Below are 18,979 nucleotides of genomic sequence, written 5' to 3'. Positions count from 1 at the left end.
CGGGCGGCCAAGCAAACAGGCAGGGGCGCGCAGCCCCTTCGCATGAGCGCACACTCCGAGGCGGAACCGCCGTCAGCGCGGACCGAATTTCTGAAAGATCCAGATCAGCAGTATGGCGCCCAGCACCGCGCCCACCAGACCGGCCAACGCCCCGGTGACCGCGATGAGCCCGCGCAGCACCAGCCCGCCGATCAGCGCGCCGCCCATGCCGATCAGCACCGTCTGCAGGACACCGGTGCGCACCTGCATGACGCGCGTGGCAAAAAACCCAGCCGCCGCGCCAAGGATGATGAGCCAGAGAAGTCCCATGCCGCCCTCCTTTGCGGGGCTCAGCCCGCCTGTTGCCCAGTCTGTTTCCCGGTCTGCTGCCCGCCATGATGACCGCTGTCGTGCCCCGAGCCCAGCACCATGCCCGCAGGAATGCGCAGCCCGCGCAGAAATGTCTCGACGTCCTGCGCGCCCTTGCCCGCGCGCTGCGCCCGCGTCACCTGCACCGCGCCGCTGCCGCAGGCGATGACAAACCTATCGTCCAGCGCCTCGCCCGGCGCGCCTTCGCCCGGCACCACACGCGCGCCCAGCAGCTTGATCCGCTGGTCGCCGGCCATGGTCCACGCGCCCGGGAACGGCGCCAGACCGCGAATGTGCCGCGACACCTCCTCGGCGCTCAGCGACCAGTCGAGCACCGCCTCGGCCTTGTCGATCTTCTGGGCGTAGGTCACCCCCGCCTCGGGCTGCACCTCGGGCGTCAGATCGTCGAGCCGCTCCAGCGCGGTGACGATGAGCCGCGATCCCAGCGCCGACAGCCGGTCGTGCAGCGCGCCGGTGGTCTCCTCTGCGCCGATCTCCAGCGCCTCGCGCAAGAGCACCGGCCCGGTGTCGAGCCCGGCCTCCATCTGCATGATGCACACGCCGGTCTCGGGATCGCCCGACAGGATCGCCCGGTGGATCGGCGCGGCGCCGCGCCAGCGCGGCAGCAGCGAGGCGTGGATGTTGAGGCAGCCATAGGCCGGCGCATCCAGAACCGCCTGCGGCAGGATCAGCCCATAGGCCACGACCACCGCCACATCCGCCTTCAGCGCGGCGAACTCGGCCTGCGCCTCCGCGCCTTTCAGGCTCACCGGATGGCGCACCTCCAGCCCCATCTCTTCGGCCCGCGCCTGCACCGGCGAGGGACGCTCTTTCTTGCCGCGCCCGGCGGGCCGCGGCGGCTGGCAATAGACCGCGGCGATCTCGTGCCCGGCGCCCGCCAGCGCCTCCAGCACCGGCACCGAAAACTCCGGCGTTCCCATGAAGACCACGCGCATCCGCCCGCTCCCTTTCATCTTTCCAAAAATACTCGAAACCCGCGGCACCGCACCGCGCCGCAGCTTCATTGTTCTTCAAATACGCAAAACCCGCCCGCACCGCCAGCGCGGCCACGGGCAAAGGTCGCGGGCAAAGGCCAAGACGAAGGCCAAGACGAAGGCCGATCTCAGCCGCGCTTCTTCGACTTACGGATCAGCATGTCGCGCTTCACCTTGCCCAGGTGGTCGAAATACATCTTGCCGTTCAGATGATCGACCTGATGCTGCATCGAGGTCGCCCAGAGCCCGACAAAATCCTGCTCCCGCGTCTCGCCGGTCTCATCCATGAAGCGCACGGTCACCCCGCGCGGACGCTCGATCTTGGCCCAGACGCCGGGCAGGTTGGGGCTGGCCTCGTCATGCGCGTTCATCTTGACCGAGGCATGCAGGATCTCGGGGTTGGCCATGCGGATCGCCTTGCCGCGCTCTTCCGAGGCATCGACCACCGCAAGCCGCAGCATCACGCCGATCTGCGGCGCGGCCAGACCGACGCCGGGCATCGCCTCCATCGTGTCGATCATATCGTCCCAGAGCGCGCGGATCTCATCGGTGATCGCCTCGACCGGCTCGGCCTTGGTCCGCAGGCGCTTGTCGGGCCAGGGAATGCATTTGCGTGCGGTCATGCCACGCTCCTTGTCAGGGTCGTCAGGCCAAACGTCTGGCCGGAAATTTACGCCAGCGCGCCGTACTCGGCCGTCAGCGCGTCCCGCGCCGCGGGCTCCAGCCGGTCGAAATGCACCAGCCCGTCAAGATGATCGTATTCGTGCTGCGCTACGATCGCCTCGGGGCCGGAGAGTTCGACCTCCTGCGCCGCGCCGGTCAGATCGGTAAATCCGAGGCGGATCCGCGCCGCGCGCGTCACCTGCGCCGTCACGCCGGGGATCGACAGGCAGCCCTCGCCGCCGCTGACCGTCTCATCCGAGGCCCAGAGGATGCGCGGGTTGATGCAGGCGAGAGGGTTCATCTCGCCGTCCTTCCAGCCCGCGTCCATCACGAAGACCCGGACCATGGCGCCCACCTGCGGCGCCGCCAGCCCGCGACCGGGCGCGTCATACATGGTCTCGAACATATCGGTGACCAGTTCGGTCACCGCCGCCACAGAGGCCACCTCGGCGCAGACCTGCGACAGACGCGGGTCGGGCCAGCGCAAGATCGGCAGCAGGCTCAAATCCGCGCCCTCTCGCGCTTCAGCTTCTGCATCTTGCGGGTGATCATCTGGCGCTTCAGCGGCTTGAGGTAGTCGATGAAGAGCTTGCCATCGAGGTGGTCGATCTCATGCTGCACGCAGGTCGCCCAGAGCCCGTCGAACTCTTCCGTCTGCAGCTTGCCGTCGCGGTCGAGCCATTCCACCTGCACGATCTTCGGCCGTTCGACCTCGGCATATTGCTCGGGGATCGACAGGCAGCCTTCCTCGTAGACGTTGCGCTCGTCCGAGCTGGCGATCACCCGCGGGTTGAACATCACCAGCGGGCGCGGCGTCTCGCCATCGTCGGGGCGCGCGCAATCGAGCACGATCAGCCGGTCCAGCACACCAATCTGCGGCGCGGCCAGCCCGATGCCCGGCGCGTCATACATGGTTTCGAGCATGTCGTCGGCCAGCACGCGCAGCTCGTCCGACAGATCGGGCACCGGCGCGCAGAGCTTCTTCAGCCGCGGATCGGGGTGAATGAGGATAGGGCGTTTCATGGGTGTCACTTAGGCAAATGAACGTGATCGCGCAAGATGCGCACCGTGCAGTGGTTGCACTCCGGCGCGCGTTCGCTAGCGTCGGGCGCGAGACCTGTCCGAGATGCTGTAGGGAAGTGACGTCGCCGATGAAAGACCTGTTCAACCAACCGATCGACCGCCGGGGCACCGGCTCCGCCAAATGGGACCTGATGGAGAAACTCTTCGGCGTGCCGCAGGAGGACGGTCTGGCGATGTGGACCGCCGATTCCGACTATCCCACCGCGCCCTGCGTGCGCGACGCGCTGCAGGCGCAGGTCGATCTCGGGATCTTCGGCTATTTCTCGGCCATGTCGCTTTATACCAGCGCGGTGCAATGGTGGATGAAGACGCGGCACGACTGGGACATCGAACAGAACTGGATCGTGCCGGTGCACGGGCTCGGCAATGGCGTCGCCATGTGCCTCGACGTCTACACCGCGCCGGGCGATCACGTGGCGATCTTCTCGCCGGTCTATCACGAGTTCGCCGCCAAGGTGCGCCGCGCCAACCGGGTGGTCACCGAATGCCCGCTGAAGCGCGAGGGCGACCGCTACGAGCTTGATCTCGAGGACGCGCAGGCGCGGCTCACCGGCAAGGAGACCATGCTGATCTGGTGCTCGCCGCAGAACCCCTCTGGCCGCATCTGGACCGCCGAAGAGCTGCGCGCCGTCGCCGAGTTCGCCAAGCGCAACGATCTCATGCTGCTCTCGGATGAGGTGCACCACGACCTGATCTACCCCGGCGAGACCTTCGTGCCCATGGCCGTGGCCGCGCCCGAGAGCGAGGACCGTCTGATCACCCTCACCGCCGCCTCCAAGACCTTCAACATCGCCGGCCAGCGGGTCGGGGCGCTGACGATCAGCAACGACGGGCTGCGCAAGCAGATGGAAGACCGGCTGACCGCGCTCGACAGCAAGCCCAACGCGCTGGGTCTGATCATGACCGCCGCCGCCTATTCACCCGAAGGCGCGGAATGGGTGGATGCGCAGATCGCCCATCTCGACGGCAACCGCGCGGTCTTTGACGAGATGGTCAATGCCATCCCCGGCCTGCGCTCGATGCCGCTGCAGGCGACCTATCTGGCTTGGGTGGATTTCTCCGGCACCGGCATGGATTTCGAAGAGGTCAACGCGCGGGTGCGCGACATTGCCAAGATCGCCGTCAGCCCCGGCCCGTCCTTCGGCGCCGGTGGCGAGACCTGCATGCGCATCAACCTCGCCGCGCCGCGCGCCACCATCGAAGAGGCCGGAACCCGCCTGCAAAAGGCCTTCGCCGACCTGCAGTGAGCCAAATAGGGGGCGGCGCAGACCAAGCCCGCCCCTTCTTCTCTTTGAAAATACGCCGGGGAGCGCGAGGGGCAGCGCCCCTCGCCTGACCTCAACGCCGCGATCACTTCCGCGGCGGGCGCGACTTGTAGACGGGGATGCCCCAGCCAAAGGCGATGGCCGAGGCGCGCAGCGCGAAGGTGACCGCGGCGCAGACCAGCGCGGCGGAGAAGGGCGGCAGTCCCAGCGCCTCGGCCCCCAGCAGCGCCAGCGCGCCGCACAAGGCACAGGTGGCATAGGGCTCGCCTTGTTTCAGCAGCAGCGGCACCTCATTGGCCACCACGTCGCGCATCAGACCGCCAAGACAGCCGGTCATCACTCCCATCACAAGGATCACGCCCCAGGCCGCGCCCTCGGCCTGCGCGATGGAACTGCCCGCGGCCACCGCCACCGACAGCGCCGCCGCATCGAGCCAGAGGATGGCTTTGGCGCGGCTCTCCAGCCGGTGCGCGGTGAAGAAGACCAGCAGCGCCGCGGCGCAGGCGATGGCAAGATAGGTCGGCTCGGCCACCCAGAACACCGGGTGCCGGTCGAGCAGCAGATCGCGGGTGGTGCCGCCGCCGACGGCGGTCAGGCAGGCGAGAAAGGCAAAGCCCACCACGTCGAGCTGCGCCCGGCTGGCGACCAGCGCGCCGGTCAGCGCGAAGATCAGAACCGAGGCATAATCGAGAAGGACGAGCGGGCTCATCGCCTCAGCCCTTGAAGGGCGCCATGCCCGCGCGCGCCAGCTCGTCAGCGCGCTCGTTCTCGGGGTGGCCGGCGTGGCCCTTGACCCATTCCCAAGTCACCTGATGGCGCTTCTGCGCTTCGTCGAGCCGCTGCCACAGCTCGGCGTTTTTCACCGGCTTCTTGGCGGCGGTCTTCCAGCCGTTGCGCTTCCAGCCGTGAATCCAGCCGGTGACGCCGTTCTTCACATAGGCGCTGTCGGTCACCACGGTGATCTGCGTCGGGCGCGACAGCGCCTCGAGCGCGCTGATCGCCGCCATCAGTTCCATGCGGTTGTTGGTGGTCTCGGCTTCGCCGCCCTTGAGCTCGCGCTCTTTCTTGACGGTGTCGCCGTCCATCGCGCGCATCAGAACGCCCCAGCCGCCCGGGCCGGGATTTCCGGAGCACGCTCCGTCGGTATATGCAAATAGGTCAGCCATGGGCGAGCACGCTAAGCCATGGCGACGAGGTGCCGTCAAGCCCGGTCCCGCTGCCGCGCGCAACGGCATCCACCCGCAGGCCGACATCCGCCAGCAGACGGCGCAGTTCGGGCTCGGTGTAATAGCTATAAAAGCGCCCCAGCCGGTCGCGCGCCTCGCCCTGCCCTTCCTTCAGTGTCAGGCTCAGCACCCCTTTCGAGCGCAGCGCCCGCGCGATGGCTGCAAGATGGCGCGGCATCTCGGCGCGGGGCGCATGCAGCAGGCTGAAGCTGGCCCAGACCCCATCGTATCGGCGCTCTGCGCAAAGGTCGTCGAAACTGCCCTGCCGCGCGGCCACACCGGGACGCGCCGCCGCCAGCGCCACCATCTCGGGCGAAGCGTCCATCGCCTCGACCTTCAGCCCGACCTGCGCCATCCGCGCCGCCTCCAGCCCCGGTCCGCAGCCAAGGTCGAGCACATCGCCCCCTTTGGGCAGCGCCGCGATGAAAGTGGTCAGCGTGGGATATTCGTCCGGTCGGGCCAGCGCCTCATAGTCGCGCGCCTTCTGCGCATAGACCCGAAGCGTTTCCTCGTCGCTCACAGGAACACACCCACCGACAGGCAGGCGATGACCGCCGCCGTCAGCGGCACGCGCAGCGCCAGCCACCAGCGCGGCGTCAGCCCCCAGAGTTGGAAGAAGGCGTCGAGCAGCAGCAGACCGAGGAAGCCGAAGATCAGATTCATCCCCGCCGACACCGGCCCGCCGCCCACCATGAAGAACGCCCAGAGCGCCGGCAGCACCGACAGCGCATAGGCGACCGCGGCCTTGCTGCCGCCCGCCTTCGTGGCAAAGCCCCAGAGCACGCCGGACATGAAGGCCAGGATCACCGTGCCATAGGACAGCTGCAGATAGGGCGCGACGAAACGGCTGCCGAGGTTCGCCATGGACCACGCGTAGAGGTCATCGCTGTAGTGCGTTGCCACCGACCACAGGAAAGGCAGCAGACCGGCGAGGGCGAGGAACAGCGGGGCGCGGGGGACGGAGCTCATGCGCGGCTCCACAGCGGGGATGGGCGGGGCAGGGTCTCTCCTCCGAATGTCTTGGCCGAGGGCGCGGCGGGTCTTGCTCTGGCCGCAAGGTTCCCGATCGCCTCTGCCCTGTCAACGGGCGCCGGCGTTGCTTGCGGCGGTCAGCCTGCGCTGATGCGATGCCCGGGCTCCGTAAGCAACGCATGCGCCCGGCCCAAGCTCTCGCCACTGACCAGAAGATAATCGCGCAGAAAGGTGGAGATCACGAAGACGCCGAGCCCTGCCTCCGACAGCGGCTTCACCGCGGCGAGCACCACGCCCGGCTCGTCGAGCCCCGCCAGCGTGTCGACACGGAACGCCCGCCAGCCAAAGCTGCCCTCTGTCCCCGCGGGGACAGCGGCGGCGGGGCACACCACCGACAGCTCATCCGGCGCGCGGGTCAGGCTGACGCAGCCCGAGGCGCCGGTCCAGTCGGGAAAGGGGGCGTCGGGCGGAAGACGCAGGATCGCATGCTCTTGCGGCAGAAGAACCAGCGAGAGCTTTGGCAGGCTCACGCGGGCATGCGCAGGACGCGCGGCACCTTGAATTCGATGTCTTCCTGCGCGGTTTCCACCTGCTCGACGGTCATGTCGTAGCGCGCGCCAAAGGCAGCGACGACCTCGTCGATCAGCACCTCGGGGGCCGAGGCGCCCGCGGTGACACCCACCGTGCGGATGCCTTCGAGCGCACGCCAGTCGATGTCATCCGCGCGCTGCACAAGCTGGGCGTAGGAACAGCCCGCCTTGCGCGCCACTTCGACCAGACGCTTGGAGTTCGAAGAATTGGGCGCCCCCACCACCAGCAGCGCGTCGCAGTCGCCCGCGATGGCCTTCACCGCGTCCTGACGGTTGGTGGTGGCGTAGCAGATGTCTTCCTTGTGGGGGCCGACGATGGCCGGGAAGCGCTGCTTCAGCGCCGCTACGATATCCACCGTGTCATCGACCGACAGGGTGGTCTGCGTCACGAAAGCGAGCTTTTCCGGATCGCGGACGTCAACATGCGCCACATCGGCGACGGTCTCGACCAGCAAGACCTCACCTTCGGGCAGCTGACCCATGGTGCCAATCGTCTCGGGGTGGCCCTCATGGCCGATCATGATCATCTGCAGGCCGTTCTCGTGGTGGCGGGCCGCCTCGATATGCACTTTCGACACCAGCGGGCAGGTGGCGTCGACATAGACCATCTCGCGCCGCGCGGCCTCGGCGGGCACGGCCTTTGGCACGCCATGCGCCGAGAAGATCACCGGGCGGTCGAGCGGGCATTCTTCGAGTTCTTCGACAAACACCGCGCCCTTGTCGCGCAGCCCGTCGACGACGAATTTATTGTGCACGATCTCGTGGCGCACGTAGACCGGCGCGCCCCATTTCTCGAGCGCCATTTCGACGATCTTGATCGCCCGGTCGACACCAGCGCAGAACCCGCGCGGCGCGGCCAGATAGAGGGTAAGCGGGGATTTGGTCATGGTCTCGGTCACGAAAGGGCTCGCAGCATCGGTGAGGGCTTTGGCTAACCTTGGATCAAAGGCGCCTGCCGTTACCCCAAGACCTAGTGGCTCTGACCGCGCGGGTCCAGAGGCGCTCAGCCCAGCGTGGCGCTGGTGAGCCACGCAAGGATGATGTAGCGGCCTGTTTTGGCAATCGCCACGAGCGACACGAACAGCCACAGCGGCGTGCGCATGATGCCTGCGACCACGGTGAATCCGTCGCCCAAGGGCGCCCAGCTGAACAGCAGCGACCAGATGCCCCAGCGCGCGTACCAGCGCTGTGCACGATCAAGCTGCGCTTCGGTCAAAGGAAACCACCGCTTGTGCCGGTAATGCTCGAGCCCGACGCCAAGCGCGTAGTTGACCACCGATCCGAGCGTGTTGCCGATGCTCGCGACGAGCACCAGCGCCCAGACCGGGATCTCGGTCCGCAGTTGCAGCCCCGCGAAAATCAGCTCGGACTGGAACGGCAGTATGGTCGCGGCGCCGAACGCCGCGAGGAAGAGGCCGCCAAGACCGGCAGCCTCACCTAGCATTAACCGCGGACCTCATCCCCATAACATCCGCAGTCCCAAATGCATCGTCATCGGGCTTAGTGCCCGTTGGCGACCTCGAAGTTGCGCTCCGCCTGCTGCTCCCGCGGCGGACGCCCGATCACTTCGCGAAGCTCGTCGAGCTCGATGAAGTTATCGGCCTGACGACGAAGTTCGTCAGCGATCATCGGCGGCTGGCTGCGGATCGTCGAGACGACAGAAACGCGCACGCCCTGACGCTGCAGGCTTTCGATCAGCGGCCGGAAGTCCCCATCCCCAGAGAACAGCACGATGTGATCGACGCGCGGCGCCAGTTCCATGGCATCAACGGTCAGTTCGATGTCCATGTTGCCTTTCACCTTACGGCGGCCCTGGGCGTCGGTGTATTCCTTCGCCGGCTTGGTCACCATGGTGAAGCCGTTGTAGTGCAGCCAGTCCACCAGCGGGCGGATCGGCGAATATTCGTCGTTTTCGAGAAGAGCGGTGTAATAGAACGCGCGCACCATCTTGCCGCGGCGCACGAATTCTTGTCGAAGCAGCTTGTAGTCGATGTCGAAGCCGAGGGCTTTGGCGGCTGCGTACAGGTTGGACCCGTCAATGAACAGCGCCAACCGTTCGTCCTTGTAAAACATCAAATGTCCTTTCGAGCAATCAGGGCGCCATGATCCGTGAGTGGGAAAAAATGAGTGTGGGAGGCGCCCATTTCTGAGAGTAAGCCTTTCGATCAGCTTTTCAAGCAGAGCAATATATGCAGAAGGATAGCACGCTAATGGCTTCGGATCAGCAAATACTGGTGGCACTGGGCGCAAACCTGCCCTCCGAAGCGGGATCTCCCCTGCAAACCCTGCGGGCCGCGCTGACCGTTCTTGAAAGCGAGGGTTACACTGTGGAGGCGGTGAGCCGCTTTTATGCAACCCCGTGTTTTCCTGCAGGTTTCGGCCCCGACTATGTCAACGCCTGCGCCCGCCTGTCGGGCCCCGGGCATCCCGCCGACGTGCTGGCGGCGCTGCACCGGGTCGAAGCACAGTTCGGGCGCGAAAGAGAAAGGCGCTGGGGCAGCCGCACACTGGATCTTGATCTCATCGCGATTGGAGAAACAGTGGCTCCAAATAGAGACACTCAGAGCGAATGGCGAAATATTCCGGCAGACAAGCAACAGGGCGTCACGCCGACCGAGCTGATTCTTCCGCATCCGCGCCTGCAGGACCGCGCCTTTGTCTTGGTGCCGCTGCAAGACATCGCCGCTGATTGGTGCCACCCGCTGCTGTCAAAGACGGTTGCGCAAATGTGTGCCGAGCTGCCGCAGGAACAGCGCGCCGAAGTCGTGCCGATGTGATAGAATTGCGCAGAAAAGACGCTCCGTTTGCGCTTGTCAATCTTCAGGCATCGCGGTAGGAGTCTCCGTTCTTACGGTCAACCCAAGGTGAAACGCTCATGGCACGCGTGACGGTAGAAGACTGCGTCGACAAGGTTCCCAACCGGTTCGAGCTGGTGATGCTCGCCTCCCATCGCGCCCGCGAAGTGGCGTCTGGTGCGCCGATCACCGTGGATCGCGATAACGACAAAAACCCGGTGGTCGCCCTGCGCGAAATCGCCGAGGAAACCCAGTCGGCGGATGAACTGCGCGAGCGCCTGATCGAGTCGCATCAGACTCAGATCGAGGTCGACGAGCCCGAAGAAGACAGCATGGCGCTTCTCATGGGCGCCGAGCAGGACAAGCCGGCCGAAGACGATATGTCCGAGGAAAAGCTCCTGCGCGCCCTTATGGAAGCGCAGGGAGAGAGCTGAGAGGCTCGGCAGTAGCGGGCCAGGGTAAGGATAGGCGCCCATGATCGCGGCGGAAGACCTTGTTGCACTGGTCCGCAACTACAATCCCAAGACCAACGAAAAGCTGATCCGCGAGGCCTATGACTATGGCCTGCGGATGCACGATGGGCAGTACCGCCATTCCGGCGAGCTGTACTTCACCCATCCCGTCGCCGTTGCCGCCATCCTCACAGAGCAGCAACTGGACGACGCGACGATCATCACCGCCCTGCTGCACGACACGATCGAAGACACCCGCGCCTCCTATCAGGATGTGGCGGACCGCTTCGGCTCGGAAGTGGCGGATCTGGTCGACGGCGTCACCAAGCTGACCAACCTGCAGCTCTCCTCCTCCGAGACCAAGCAGGCCGAAAACTTCCGCAAGCTCTTCATGGCGATGTCCCGCGACCTGCGGGTGATTCTGGTGAAGCTCGCCGACCGTCTGCACAACATGCGGACGATCAAGGCGATGCGCCCGGAAAAGCAGGTGCAGAAGGCGCGCGAGACCATGGATATCTATGCCCCGCTGGCGGGCCGCATGGGTATGCAGTGGATGCGCGAAGAACTTGAGGATCTGGCGTTCCGGGTGCTCAACCCCGAAGGCCGCGCCTCAATCATCCGGCGCTTTATCAACCTGCAGAAAGAAGCCGGCGATGTGATCCACCGGATCACCGGCGACATGCGTCACGAGCTTGAGGCGGCGGGCATCGAAGCCGAGGTTTTTGGCCGCGCCAAGAAGCCCTATTCGATCTGGCGCAAGATGCAGGAAAAGGGCATGGGCTTTTCCCGCCTGTCCGACATCTACGGCTTTCGGGTGATTACCCGCTCGGAGATGGACACCTATCGCGCGCTCGGCGTGATCCACCAGCGCTGGCGCGCCGTGCCGGGGCGATTCAAGGATTACGTCAGCCAGCCCAAGTCGAACGGCTATCGCTCGATCCACACCACCGTGTCGGGCCGCGACGGCAAGCGCGTCGAGGTGCAGATCCGCACCCGCCAGATGCATGACGTGGCCGAGACCGGCGTCGCCGCGCATTGGTCTTATCGCGATGGCGTGCGCTCCGAGAACCCCTTCGCCGTCGATCCCGCCAAGTGGATTTCCTCGCTCACCGAACAGTTCGATGCCGAGGAGGATCACGACGAATTCCTCGAGGCGGTGAAGCTCGAGATGTATTCCGACAAGGTGTTCTGCTTCACGCCCAAGGGCGACGTGGTGAAGCTGCCGCGCGGCGCCACGCCGCTCGATTACGCCTATGCGATCCACACCCGCATCGGTTCGGCCTGCGTCGGCGCCAAGGTCGACGGCATCCGCGTGCCGCTCTGGACCCGGCTGAAGAACGGCCAGTCGGTCGAGATCATCACCGCCGAAGGTCAGACGCCGCAGGGCACATGGCTTGATATCGCCACCACTGGCAAGGCGCGCAGCGCGATCCGCCGCGCCCTGCGCGAAGCGGGTCGCGGGCGATTCATCAAGCTGGGCCAAGAACTTGCGCGCTCGGCCTTCGAGCATGTGGGCAAGAAATCCACCGACAAAGTGCTGGAAAAGGCCGCGCAGACGCTGCGCATCGAGGATGCCGACGAGCTGCTCGCCCGCCTCGGCAGCGCCGAGCTGACCACCCGCGAGGTGGTGCATGCGGTCTATCCCGATCTCACCCCCTCGGATGAACACGAGGTGGAGATGCAGCGCGCCGTCATCGGCCTCGAGCCGGGCACCGGTTTCACCCGTGCGCGCTGCTGTCAGCCGCTGCCGGGCGAGCGCATCATCGGCATCACCAAGCGCGGCAAGGGCGTCTTCGTCCATGCCATCGACTGCGAATTGCTGGCCAAATACGAGGATCAGCCAGAGCGCTGGGTCGACCTGCATTGGGCCGATGGCACGCACCCCGCGGCCTATGATGTGAGCCTCGATACAACAGTCGGCAATGACGCTGGCGTGCTGGGGCGTATTTGCACCTTGATCGGCGAGCGCGGGGCCAATATCTCGGACCTGCACTTCATCGACCGGAAACCGGACTTTTTCAGAATTCAGATCGATCTGGAACTGAGGGATGCCGAACACCTCCACTCGGTGATGTCAGCACTCGAAGCCGAAAGCGACGTGGCCTCTGTGAGCCGCCATCGCGATGCCTCCCTGGCGGCCGTGCCTGCCGCCGCGGAGTAGAGATAAAGGGGAAGGGCGCCATTGGTTTTCAAGCGGCGCGACAAACGGCCAGTCTGGAGGGCCGTGCTCGAATTCTTCTGGCCGCGCGGCGGCTGGGGGCGTGCCGCGCGTTATGTCCAGCACCGCCTGCACCGCCTGCCCGACACCCCTGAAACCATCGCCCGCGGCATCTTTGCCGGTGTCTTCACCACCTTCACCCCGCTCTACGGGCTGCATTTCGTGGTCGCGGCGGCGCTGGCCTTTCTGGTGCGCGGCAACATTCTCGCAGCGCTTCTAGGCACCTTCTTTGGCAACCCGCTGACCTATGTGCCGATCGGCATCGTGTCGCTGGAGACCGGGTATTTCCTTCTGGGCATCAACCGGCGCTCGCCGCATCACGCCTCGCTGCTGGAGAAATTCACCTACGCCGGGCACGACCTGTGGCACAACATCCTTGCCATCTTCACCAGCGACACCACCGATTGGACGAACCTGCGGATCTTTTTCCACGAGGTGTTCTACCCCTATCTGATCGGCGGCATCATTCCGGGCATCATCGCGGGGCTGGTGGCCTATTACCTGTCGGTGCCGGTCATCCGCGCCTATCAGAACCGCCGCCGCGGGGCGCTGAAGAAAAAGCTCGCGGCGTTGAAAAAGAAGCAGAAAGCGGCTGACGAGGGCGGCGCGCCGGACTAGGGTCCGCCGCAGATTGACCCCGTTCGTTCCATCCCCGGAGGATTTCCGATGAGCGACTACGCCGGACGCCTGAGACTGGGCGTCAACATCGACCATGTCGCCACCGTGCGCAACGCGCGCGGCAGCGCCTATCCCTGCCCGCTGCGCGCCGCGAAACTGGCCGAAGAGGCGGGCGCCGACGGCATCACCGCGCATCTGCGCGAAGACCGCCGGCACATCTCGGACGCCGATATCGACGGGCTGATGAGCACGCTGTCGGTGCCGCTCAACTTCGAGATGGCCGCCACCGACGAGATGCAGGCCATCGCCCTGCGCCACAAGCCGCACGCGGTCTGCATCGTTCCCGAAAAGCGCGAGGAACGCACCACCGAGGGCGGGCTGGAAGTGGCACGCGAAGAAAACCGGCTGGCGCATTTCATCGCGCCGCTGCGCGAGGCGGGCTGTCGGGTGTCGATCTTCATCGCCCCCGACAAGCCGCAGATCGAAGCCGCGCACCGGATTGGCGCGCAGGTCATCGAACTGCACACCGGCGCCTATTGCGATCTGCACGCCGAAGAGAAATTCGCCGAGCGCGACGCCGAGCTTGAGCGCCTGCGCGACATGTCGGCCTTCGCTCATTCGCTGGGGCTCGAGGTGCACGCCGGACATGGGCTGACCTATGACACGGTGACCCCCATCGCCGCCTTCCCCGAGGTGATGGAGCTCAACATCGGCCATTTCCTGATCGGCGAGGCGATCTTCCGTGGTCTCGGCCCGGCGATCACCGAGATGCGCCGCCTGATGGACGCGGCGCGGGCCTGAGGCCCGCCCCCGAACAAAGGAAGCTGCTCGGATGATCCTCGGCATCGGCACCGATCTTGCGAATATCGAGCGCATCGAAGCGACGCTGGCGCGCTTTGGGGATCGGTTCCGCAACCGTGTCTTTACCGAGACCGAGCAGCGCAAGGCCGAACGCCGCCGTGATGTCGCGGGCACCTATGCCAAACGCTGGGCCGCCAAGGAGGCCTGCTCCAAGGCGCTCGGCACCGGACTGCGCATGGGCATCGCGTGGAAGGACATGGCGGTGACCAATCTGCCCACCGGCCAGCCGGTGATGCAGGTGACCGGCTGGGCGAAGGAGCGGCTCGACGCGATGACGCCGGACGGTCACGAGGCGATCATCCATGTCACCCTCACCGACGATCACCCTTGGGCGCAGGCCTTCGTGGTGATCGAGGCCCGCCCCCACGCCCACGCCAAACCCGAGCCGATCACGGAAGGGTAACGCGCGCACAAAACCCTTCGAAGGGTTTTGCAAATCTCTTCGAAGAGATTTGCCACGCGGCAGCCCCCGCTTGACACTCTCCCCTCCCCCGCCCATGAAGCCAAGAAACCAAGGCACATCGAGGCACAGGGGCGGATTTCCATGGCGAAAGAAGAGAAATCGGGCGGGATCTGGGAAACCGTCAAGACGGTGTTCTGGGCGCTGGTCATCGCGGGCGTCTTCCGCACGCTGTTCTTCCAGCCGTTCTGGATTCCCTCGGGCTCGATGAAGGACACGCTGCTGATCGGCGACTTCCTCTTCGTCAACAAGATGACCTACGGCTATTCCTACGCCTCCTGCCCGTCGATCCGTCTGAACTCGATCGGCATCGACATCGACGCGCGCGACATCTGCGGCTTCCTTGACGGCGACAACACCCGCCTGTTTGGCTCCGAGCCCGAGCGCGGCGACGTGGTGGTCTTCCGCCACCCGGTCAATGGCACCGACTTCATCAAGCGGGTGATCGGCCTGCCCGGCGATCAGATTCAGGTCAAGCAGGGTCTGCTCTACATCAACGGCACCCCTGTCGAAGTCGAAGCCAACGGCACCTTCACCGAAACCGCCGAGCCGCAGGGGCCGCAAGGTCTGCGTCCGCGCTGCGAGAACGGACCGGTCGGCACCGGCGGGGTCTGCGAGAAATCGCGCTGGACGGAAACGCTGCCCAACGGCGTGAAGCATGATATCCTCAACATCGGCATGCAGGGGTCGGACAACACGCCGATCTACACCGTGCCCGAGGGTCATTTCTTCATGATGGGCGACAACCGCGACAACTCTGCCGACAGCCGCGTGCCCAATGCCGCGGGCGGCGTCGGCTTCGTGCCCTTCGAGAACATCATCGGCAAGGCGACCCGCGTCATGTTCTCCTCGGCGGGCCGGTCGATGCTGTTCTTCTGGACCTGGCGCTCCGACCGGTTCTTCCACAAGATCACATGAAGCGTTCCGCCGAGATAGAAGCACTTGAGCAGCGGCTCGGGCACCGGTTCGACCGGCCCGAGCTTCTGCGCCGTGCGGTCACCCATTCGTCGATGTCCGGCCCCGGCCGCGAGGACAACCAGCGGCTCGAGTTTCTCGGCGACCGCGTGCTCGGCCTTGTCATGGCCGAGGCGCTGCTGTCCGAGGATCGCAAGGCCAGCGAGGGCCAGCTTGCGCCGCGCTACAACGCGCTGGTGCGCAAGGAGGCCTGCGCCGAAGTGGCGCGCGAGGTCGATCTGGGCGCGGCGCTGAAACTGGGCCGCTCCGAGATGATGTCGGGCGGGCGGCGCAAGCAGGCGCTGCTGGGCGACGCGATGGAGGCGGTGATCGCCGCGGTCTATCTGGACGGCGGCTTCGAAGTGGCGCGCGAGATGATCCTGCGGCTTTGGGGCGAGCGTGTCTCGACCGTGCAGCAGGATGCGCGCGATCCCAAAACCTCGCTGCAGGAATGGGCGCAGGCGCGCGGCATGACCCCGCCCGCCTATGTCGAGACCTCGCGCTCCGGCCCCGATCACGCGCCGGTCTTCACCATCGAGGTGAGGCTGACCTCGGGCCAAAGCGCGCAGGCCACCGCCGGCTCGAAGCGCAAGGCCGAACAGGAAGCCGCCGCGACGCTGCTTGCAAACCTCACCGCAGATGGCTGACAGCGCCGCCCCGCGGCTGAGCGGCAATGCCGCCGGAGCGGCCTTCATGGTGCTGGCCATGACGCTTTTCGCCGTCGAAGACGCGCTGTTCAAATCCGTGACCCCCGGCCTGCCGCCGGGCGAGGCGACGGTGATCTTCGGCCTCACCGGCATGAGCCTTTACGTCGCCATGACCCTGCGCGCGGGCGAGGCGGTGCTGCATCCGGCCATGTTCCGCTCGCAGCTGATGATCCGCACCTTCTTCGAGATCATGGGGCGGCTCTTCTTCGCGCTGTCGCTGGCCTACACGCCGCTGTCGGTCACCTCTTCGATCCTGCAGGCCGCGCCGCTGGTGGTCACCGCCGGGGCCGCGCTGCTGCTCAAAGAACCGGTCGGCCCGCGCCGCTGGGCCGCCATGGCGGTGGGCTTCATCGGCGTTCTGCTGATCGTGCGCCCGACCCCCGAGGCTTTCCGCCTCGACGCGCTGCTCTCGCTGGCGGCGATGTTCGGCTTTGCCATGCGCGATCTTTACACCCGCGCCGCGCCGCCCGCCGTCTCGGCCAAGCAACTGGGCGTGCTGGGCTTTGCGGTGGTTACCGTCGCGGGCCTGCTGCTGCTGCCCTTCGATCCGGCCCCGCCGCGCCTGCCGCAGACCTCCGAACTGCTGCGTCTGCTGGCCACCGGCGTGGTGGGGGTCACCGCCTATACCGCGCTCACCCGCGCCATGCGCACCGGCGAGGTCTCGGTGGTTGCGCCCTTCCGCTATTCGCGGCTGCTGGTGGCGCTGGTCTTTGCCTATTTGCTCTTCGGCGAGCGCCCGGATCTCTGGACGCTTGCAGGAGCACTGCTGATTGTCGTCTCGGGATGCTATACGTTGATCCGCAGCGGCCGCTCTGGCCCCGCGCCGCAAAAGCCTGTAAGGGCCTCTGATCGTCAGTAACGGATACGCCCCAATGACCACACGCGCCGGATTTGTCGCCCTGATCGGCGAGCCCAACGCGGGCAAGTCGACCCTCACCAACCGCATGGTGGGAGCCAAGGTCTCGATCGTCACCCACAAGGTGCAAACCACCCGCGCCCGCATTCGCGGCGTGGCCCTCGAAGGTGACAGTCAGCTTGTGTTCGTCGACACGCCGGGCCTGTTCAAGCCGCGCCGTCGGCTCGACCGCGCCATGGTGGCGGCGGCATGGGGCGGCGCGTCGGATGCCGACGTGATCGTGCTGCTGATCGAGGCGCACCGCGGCATGACCGACGGGGTCAAGGCGATCCTCGAAGGTCTGCGCGACCTGCCGCAGGGCCGCACGGTGGCGCTGGCGATCAACAAGATCGACCGGGTGAAAGCCGAGGATCTGCTGGCGCTGACCCAGAAGATGAACGACGCCTACACCTTCGCCGAGACCTTCATGATCTCTGCCGAGCGCGGCCATGGTGTCGATACGCTGCGCAAATGGCTGGCCGAACAGCTGCCCGAGAGCCCGTGGCTCTATCCCGAGGATCAGATCGCCGATCTGCCGATGCGCATGATCGCCGCCGAGATGACCCGCGAGAAGCTCACCCTGCGCCTGCATCAGGAACTGCCCTACCAGCTGACGGTGGAGACCGAGAACTGGGAAGAGCGCAAGGATGGCTCCGCCCGCATCGACCAGATGATCTATGTCACCCGCGACGGCCACAAGGGCATCGTGCTGGGCAAGAAGGGCGAGACGATCAAGGCGGTGTCGCAGGCTGCCCGCGCCGAGCTTGAAGAGTTCCTTGGCCGCAAGGTGCACCTCTTCCTGCAGGTGAAGGTCCGCGAGAACTGGCTCGAAGACGCCGAGCGCTATTCCGAGATGGGCCTCGATTTCAAGGACGGCAATGCCTGAGCCTCGGCTCGCCACGCATGTCTGGGTCGGCGGCTACCTGCGGCTTTTGTCGCTGCAGGACATCCCCGCCTATGTCACCGCCCATGGCGATGACACCGCGGGCGCGGTGATCGTTAAGCTCGCCACGCTCGACGGGCAGGCGGTGGCCTATTCCCGCGAATGGGATCTGATGACCGGCGCGCGCCGCTGGGCCGTGCTGGCCGAAGGGCCGGAATATGAAGTCGATGCGCGCGTGAGCAAACAGCGCGAGTTCGACCCCGATCTCTGGGTTATCGAGCTTGAGGACCGTCAGGGGCGCCATCTGCTCGATCAGATGGACGGCTGAGAAACCGCCCCAGCGCCACCATTCCCAGACCGCCGAGCCAGAAGCTCAGCCCCAGCGCGACGCACCACAGCCCCACCCCCGGCCAGCCGACTTCCTGCGGGTCGATGAAGAAGTAGGGGTGCCGCCCGTCGAACTCGCCGCGGATCAGCGCATAGCTCACATAGAGCAGCGGCCAGAGCAGCCAGTACACCGCATGCCGCGGGACCAGCCCGTCCTTGCGCGCCAGCATCAGCCACCAGACCACGACCGCAGTTGGCACAAAGGTGTGCACCGCCATGTCCGACCACCAGCGGATGCCGTCGAGCGGGCGCGCCAGCAGCCCGTGGTAGACGATGGCGACGATGAGGATCCACAGCGTCACGGCGGCGGTCCACCACGGCCTTGGCCTGTGACCACCGGCGATGGCGGCAAAAGTCACCGCGACCATGAGGTTGGTCAGGATGGTGAAATAGCGCCCCAGCCGCCAGAGCTCTTCCCAGACCTCGCGGTCCGGCCTGCGATCCAGCCCCACATGCACCTGCAGCCATAGCGCGCCGAAGGCGAGCACGGCGATGAGCAGGGCGGTCAGGCGGCGTGTCTGGGTCATGTCGTGTCTCCGCGGTCGTCCATGCTACTGCAAAGCGGGGATTATTGCGAGATCAAGCGAAGGCGCGTCACACCGAGGTG

Annotated in this window: 26 protein-coding genes; 12 read left to right on the top strand and 14 right to left on the bottom strand. The window is 66.0% G+C overall.

Annotated features, from left to right (window positions below; translation table 11 throughout):
* Positions 1-72: 72 nt before the first annotated feature.
* From ACXAD2_RS12180 to def (ACXAD2_RS12160), 5 genes are all read right to left on the bottom strand, one after another.
* Positions 73-309: a GlsB/YeaQ/YmgE family stress response membrane protein gene (locus tag ACXAD2_RS12180; RefSeq protein WP_066103786.1), complete on the bottom strand. Its 237-nt coding sequence runs from the start codon at positions 307-309 to the stop codon at positions 73-75.
* Between the two features lie 20 nt (positions 310-329).
* Positions 330-1,304 carry a methionyl-tRNA formyltransferase gene (gene fmt / locus ACXAD2_RS12175; RefSeq protein ID WP_475170223.1) on the bottom strand — a complete coding sequence of 325 codons (975 nt, stop codon included), beginning with the start codon at positions 1,302-1,304 and terminating at the stop codon, positions 330-332.
* A 167-nt stretch (positions 1,305-1,471) separates the two neighbouring features.
* A complete protein-coding gene (gene def, locus ACXAD2_RS12170; RefSeq protein ID WP_475170220.1) occupies positions 1,472-1,966 on the bottom strand; it encodes a peptide deformylase in 495 nt (164 codons plus the stop codon).
* A 47-nt stretch (positions 1,967-2,013) separates the two neighbouring features.
* Entirely contained in the window at positions 2,014-2,511 is a 498-nt protein-coding gene (gene def / locus ACXAD2_RS12165) for a peptide deformylase (RefSeq protein ID WP_475170217.1), read from the bottom strand.
* Complete coding sequence (gene def / locus ACXAD2_RS12160; protein WP_066103778.1) at positions 2,508-3,029, bottom strand: peptide deformylase; 522 nt, start codon at positions 3,027-3,029, stop codon at positions 2,508-2,510. Before def (ACXAD2_RS12160) ends, def (ACXAD2_RS12165) begins: the two co-directional genes overlap by 4 nt.
* 128 nt (positions 3,030-3,157) lie before the next feature.
* Here def (ACXAD2_RS12160) and ACXAD2_RS12155 point away from each other — a divergent pair, with 128 nt between their 5' ends.
* Positions 3,158-4,336, top strand: coding sequence for a MalY/PatB family protein (locus ACXAD2_RS12155; RefSeq protein ID WP_475170214.1), 1,179 nt, complete (start codon positions 3,158-3,160; stop codon positions 4,334-4,336).
* 103 nt (positions 4,337-4,439) lie between these two features.
* Here ACXAD2_RS12155 and ACXAD2_RS12150 read toward each other — a convergent pair whose 3' ends face one another.
* The 8 genes from ACXAD2_RS12150 to ACXAD2_RS12115 all read right to left on the bottom strand — a co-directional run bounded on the left by ACXAD2_RS12150 (position 4,440) and on the right by ACXAD2_RS12115 (position 9,215).
* A complete protein-coding gene (locus ACXAD2_RS12150; protein ID WP_066103775.1) occupies positions 4,440-5,063 on the bottom strand; it encodes a trimeric intracellular cation channel family protein in 624 nt (207 codons plus the stop codon).
* 4 nt (positions 5,064-5,067) lie between these two features.
* Positions 5,068-5,520, bottom strand: a complete 453-nt coding sequence (rnhA, locus tag ACXAD2_RS12145; protein WP_066103773.1) for a ribonuclease HI — start codon at positions 5,518-5,520, stop codon at positions 5,068-5,070.
* The gene (locus ACXAD2_RS12140) at positions 5,513-6,100 is read right to left on the bottom strand and encodes a class I SAM-dependent DNA methyltransferase (RefSeq protein ID WP_475170211.1); all 588 of its coding nucleotides are present in this window, start codon (positions 6,098-6,100) and stop codon (positions 5,513-5,515) included. Before ACXAD2_RS12140 ends, rnhA begins: the two co-directional genes overlap by 8 nt.
* Positions 6,097-6,549, bottom strand: coding sequence for a DUF3429 domain-containing protein (locus ACXAD2_RS12135; protein WP_475170209.1), 453 nt, complete (start codon positions 6,547-6,549; stop codon positions 6,097-6,099). The genes ACXAD2_RS12140 and ACXAD2_RS12135 overlap by 4 nt, the downstream gene beginning before the upstream one ends.
* Positions 6,550-6,689: 140 nt before the next feature.
* Positions 6,690-7,082, bottom strand: a complete 393-nt coding sequence (locus ACXAD2_RS12130; RefSeq protein ID WP_475170206.1) for an ACT domain-containing protein — start codon at positions 7,080-7,082, stop codon at positions 6,690-6,692.
* Positions 7,079-8,029, bottom strand: coding sequence for a 4-hydroxy-3-methylbut-2-enyl diphosphate reductase (ispH, locus tag ACXAD2_RS12125; protein ID WP_066106891.1), 951 nt, complete (start codon positions 8,027-8,029; stop codon positions 7,079-7,081). Before ispH ends, ACXAD2_RS12130 begins: the two co-directional genes overlap by 4 nt.
* Positions 8,030-8,145: 116 nt before the next feature.
* Positions 8,146-8,586, bottom strand: a complete 441-nt coding sequence (locus ACXAD2_RS12120; RefSeq protein ID WP_224905837.1) for a YqaA family protein — start codon at positions 8,584-8,586, stop codon at positions 8,146-8,148.
* Positions 8,587-8,642: 56 nt separating this feature from the next.
* Complete coding sequence (locus ACXAD2_RS12115; protein WP_066103767.1) at positions 8,643-9,215, bottom strand: LabA-like NYN domain-containing protein; 573 nt, start codon at positions 9,213-9,215, stop codon at positions 8,643-8,645.
* A 116-nt stretch (positions 9,216-9,331) separates the two neighbouring features.
* On the opposite strand from ACXAD2_RS12115, the gene folK reads away from it, so the two are divergent.
* From folK to ACXAD2_RS12060, 11 genes are all read left to right on the top strand, one after another.
* Complete coding sequence (folK, locus tag ACXAD2_RS12110; RefSeq protein ID WP_475170200.1) at positions 9,332-9,919, top strand: 2-amino-4-hydroxy-6-hydroxymethyldihydropteridine diphosphokinase; 588 nt, start codon at positions 9,332-9,334, stop codon at positions 9,917-9,919.
* Positions 9,920-10,017: 98 nt separating this feature from the next.
* The gene (gene rpoZ / locus ACXAD2_RS12105) at positions 10,018-10,371 is read left to right on the top strand and encodes a DNA-directed RNA polymerase subunit omega (RefSeq protein WP_224905841.1); all 354 of its coding nucleotides are present in this window, start codon (positions 10,018-10,020) and stop codon (positions 10,369-10,371) included.
* 40 nt (positions 10,372-10,411) lie between these two features.
* A complete protein-coding gene (locus ACXAD2_RS12100) occupies positions 10,412-12,550 on the top strand; it encodes a RelA/SpoT family protein (RefSeq protein WP_475170197.1) in 2,139 nt (712 codons plus the stop codon).
* Between the two features lie 21 nt (positions 12,551-12,571).
* Positions 12,572-13,225: a DUF2062 domain-containing protein gene (locus ACXAD2_RS12095; RefSeq protein WP_224905844.1), complete on the top strand. Its 654-nt coding sequence runs from the start codon at positions 12,572-12,574 to the stop codon at positions 13,223-13,225.
* 48 nt (positions 13,226-13,273) lie between these two features.
* Positions 13,274-14,026, top strand: a complete 753-nt coding sequence (locus tag ACXAD2_RS12090; RefSeq protein WP_066103755.1) for a pyridoxine 5'-phosphate synthase — start codon at positions 13,274-13,276, stop codon at positions 14,024-14,026.
* Positions 14,027-14,057: 31 nt separating this feature from the next.
* Positions 14,058-14,489, top strand: a complete 432-nt coding sequence (acpS, locus tag ACXAD2_RS12085) for a holo-ACP synthase (RefSeq protein WP_475170194.1) — start codon at positions 14,058-14,060, stop codon at positions 14,487-14,489.
* Between the two features lie 141 nt (positions 14,490-14,630).
* Entirely contained in the window at positions 14,631-15,464 is an 834-nt protein-coding gene (gene lepB / locus ACXAD2_RS12080; protein WP_066103750.1) for a signal peptidase I, read from the top strand.
* Entirely contained in the window at positions 15,461-16,147 is a 687-nt protein-coding gene (gene rnc / locus ACXAD2_RS12075) for a ribonuclease III (RefSeq protein ID WP_066103748.1), read from the top strand. Before lepB ends, rnc begins: the two co-directional genes overlap by 4 nt.
* The gene (locus ACXAD2_RS12070) at positions 16,140-17,066 is read left to right on the top strand and encodes a DMT family transporter (RefSeq protein WP_475170189.1); all 927 of its coding nucleotides are present in this window, start codon (positions 16,140-16,142) and stop codon (positions 17,064-17,066) included. Before rnc ends, ACXAD2_RS12070 begins: the two co-directional genes overlap by 8 nt.
* 13 nt (positions 17,067-17,079) lie before the next feature.
* Positions 17,080-17,988: a GTPase Era gene (gene era / locus ACXAD2_RS12065; RefSeq protein WP_066103741.1), complete on the top strand. Its 909-nt coding sequence runs from the start codon at positions 17,080-17,082 to the stop codon at positions 17,986-17,988.
* Complete coding sequence (locus ACXAD2_RS12060) at positions 17,981-18,313, top strand: DUF1491 family protein (protein WP_164180027.1); 333 nt, start codon at positions 17,981-17,983, stop codon at positions 18,311-18,313. Before era ends, ACXAD2_RS12060 begins: the two co-directional genes overlap by 8 nt.
* Here the strand turns inward: ACXAD2_RS12060 and ACXAD2_RS12055 are convergent.
* On the bottom strand, positions 18,258-18,899 hold the full coding sequence (locus ACXAD2_RS12055; RefSeq protein ID WP_475170185.1) for a Pr6Pr family membrane protein: 642 nt from the start codon (positions 18,897-18,899) through the stop codon (positions 18,258-18,260). The two genes, ACXAD2_RS12060 and ACXAD2_RS12055, sit on opposite strands and share 56 nt — an antisense overlap.
* Between the last annotated feature and the right edge of the window lie 80 nt (positions 18,900-18,979).

Source organism: Salipiger sp. ABN3_019 (assembly GCF_056158605.1).
Note: the sequence above shows the minus strand (reverse complement) of the source record. Positions and strands in the feature narration are given on the sequence as shown.

Coding starts and splice junctions, on each gene's coding strand:
- ACXAD2_RS12100 (WP_475170197.1), top strand. CDS start 10,412: ATGATCGCGGCGGAAGACCTTGTTGCACTGGTCCGCAACTACAATCCC.
- rnhA (WP_066103773.1), bottom strand. CDS start 5,520: ATGGCTGACCTATTTGCATATACCGACGGAGCGTGCTCCGGAAATCCC.
- ACXAD2_RS12180 (WP_066103786.1), bottom strand. CDS start 309: ATGGGACTTCTCTGGCTCATCATCCTTGGCGCGGCGGCTGGGTTTTTT.
- folK (WP_475170200.1), top strand. CDS start 9,332: ATGCAGAAGGATAGCACGCTAATGGCTTCGGATCAGCAAATACTGGTG.
- acpS (WP_475170194.1), top strand. CDS start 14,058: ATGATCCTCGGCATCGGCACCGATCTTGCGAATATCGAGCGCATCGAA.
- era (WP_066103741.1), top strand. CDS start 17,080: ATGACCACACGCGCCGGATTTGTCGCCCTGATCGGCGAGCCCAACGCG.
- ACXAD2_RS12120 (WP_224905837.1), bottom strand. CDS start 8,586: ATGCTAGGTGAGGCTGCCGGTCTTGGCGGCCTCTTCCTCGCGGCGTTC.
- ACXAD2_RS12090 (WP_066103755.1), top strand. CDS start 13,274: ATGAGCGACTACGCCGGACGCCTGAGACTGGGCGTCAACATCGACCAT.
- rpoZ (WP_224905841.1), top strand. CDS start 10,018: ATGGCACGCGTGACGGTAGAAGACTGCGTCGACAAGGTTCCCAACCGG.
- def (WP_066103778.1), bottom strand. CDS start 3,029: ATGAAACGCCCTATCCTCATTCACCCCGATCCGCGGCTGAAGAAGCTC.
- ACXAD2_RS12155 (WP_475170214.1), top strand. CDS start 3,158: ATGAAAGACCTGTTCAACCAACCGATCGACCGCCGGGGCACCGGCTCC.
- ACXAD2_RS12060 (WP_164180027.1), top strand. CDS start 17,981: ATGCCTGAGCCTCGGCTCGCCACGCATGTCTGGGTCGGCGGCTACCTG.
- ACXAD2_RS12070 (WP_475170189.1), top strand. CDS start 16,140: ATGGCTGACAGCGCCGCCCCGCGGCTGAGCGGCAATGCCGCCGGAGCG.
- ACXAD2_RS12115 (WP_066103767.1), bottom strand. CDS start 9,215: ATGTTTTACAAGGACGAACGGTTGGCGCTGTTCATTGACGGGTCCAAC.
- ACXAD2_RS12135 (WP_475170209.1), bottom strand. CDS start 6,549: ATGAGCTCCGTCCCCCGCGCCCCGCTGTTCCTCGCCCTCGCCGGTCTG.
- ACXAD2_RS12150 (WP_066103775.1), bottom strand. CDS start 5,063: ATGAGCCCGCTCGTCCTTCTCGATTATGCCTCGGTTCTGATCTTCGCG.
- ispH (WP_066106891.1), bottom strand. CDS start 8,029: ATGACCAAATCCCCGCTTACCCTCTATCTGGCCGCGCCGCGCGGGTTC.
- rnc (WP_066103748.1), top strand. CDS start 15,461: ATGAAGCGTTCCGCCGAGATAGAAGCACTTGAGCAGCGGCTCGGGCAC.
- fmt (WP_475170223.1), bottom strand. CDS start 1,304: ATGCGCGTGGTCTTCATGGGAACGCCGGAGTTTTCGGTGCCGGTGCTG.
- ACXAD2_RS12055 (WP_475170185.1), bottom strand. CDS start 18,899: ATGACCCAGACACGCCGCCTGACCGCCCTGCTCATCGCCGTGCTCGCC.
- def (WP_475170220.1), bottom strand. CDS start 1,966: ATGACCGCACGCAAATGCATTCCCTGGCCCGACAAGCGCCTGCGGACC.
- lepB (WP_066103750.1), top strand. CDS start 14,631: ATGGCGAAAGAAGAGAAATCGGGCGGGATCTGGGAAACCGTCAAGACG.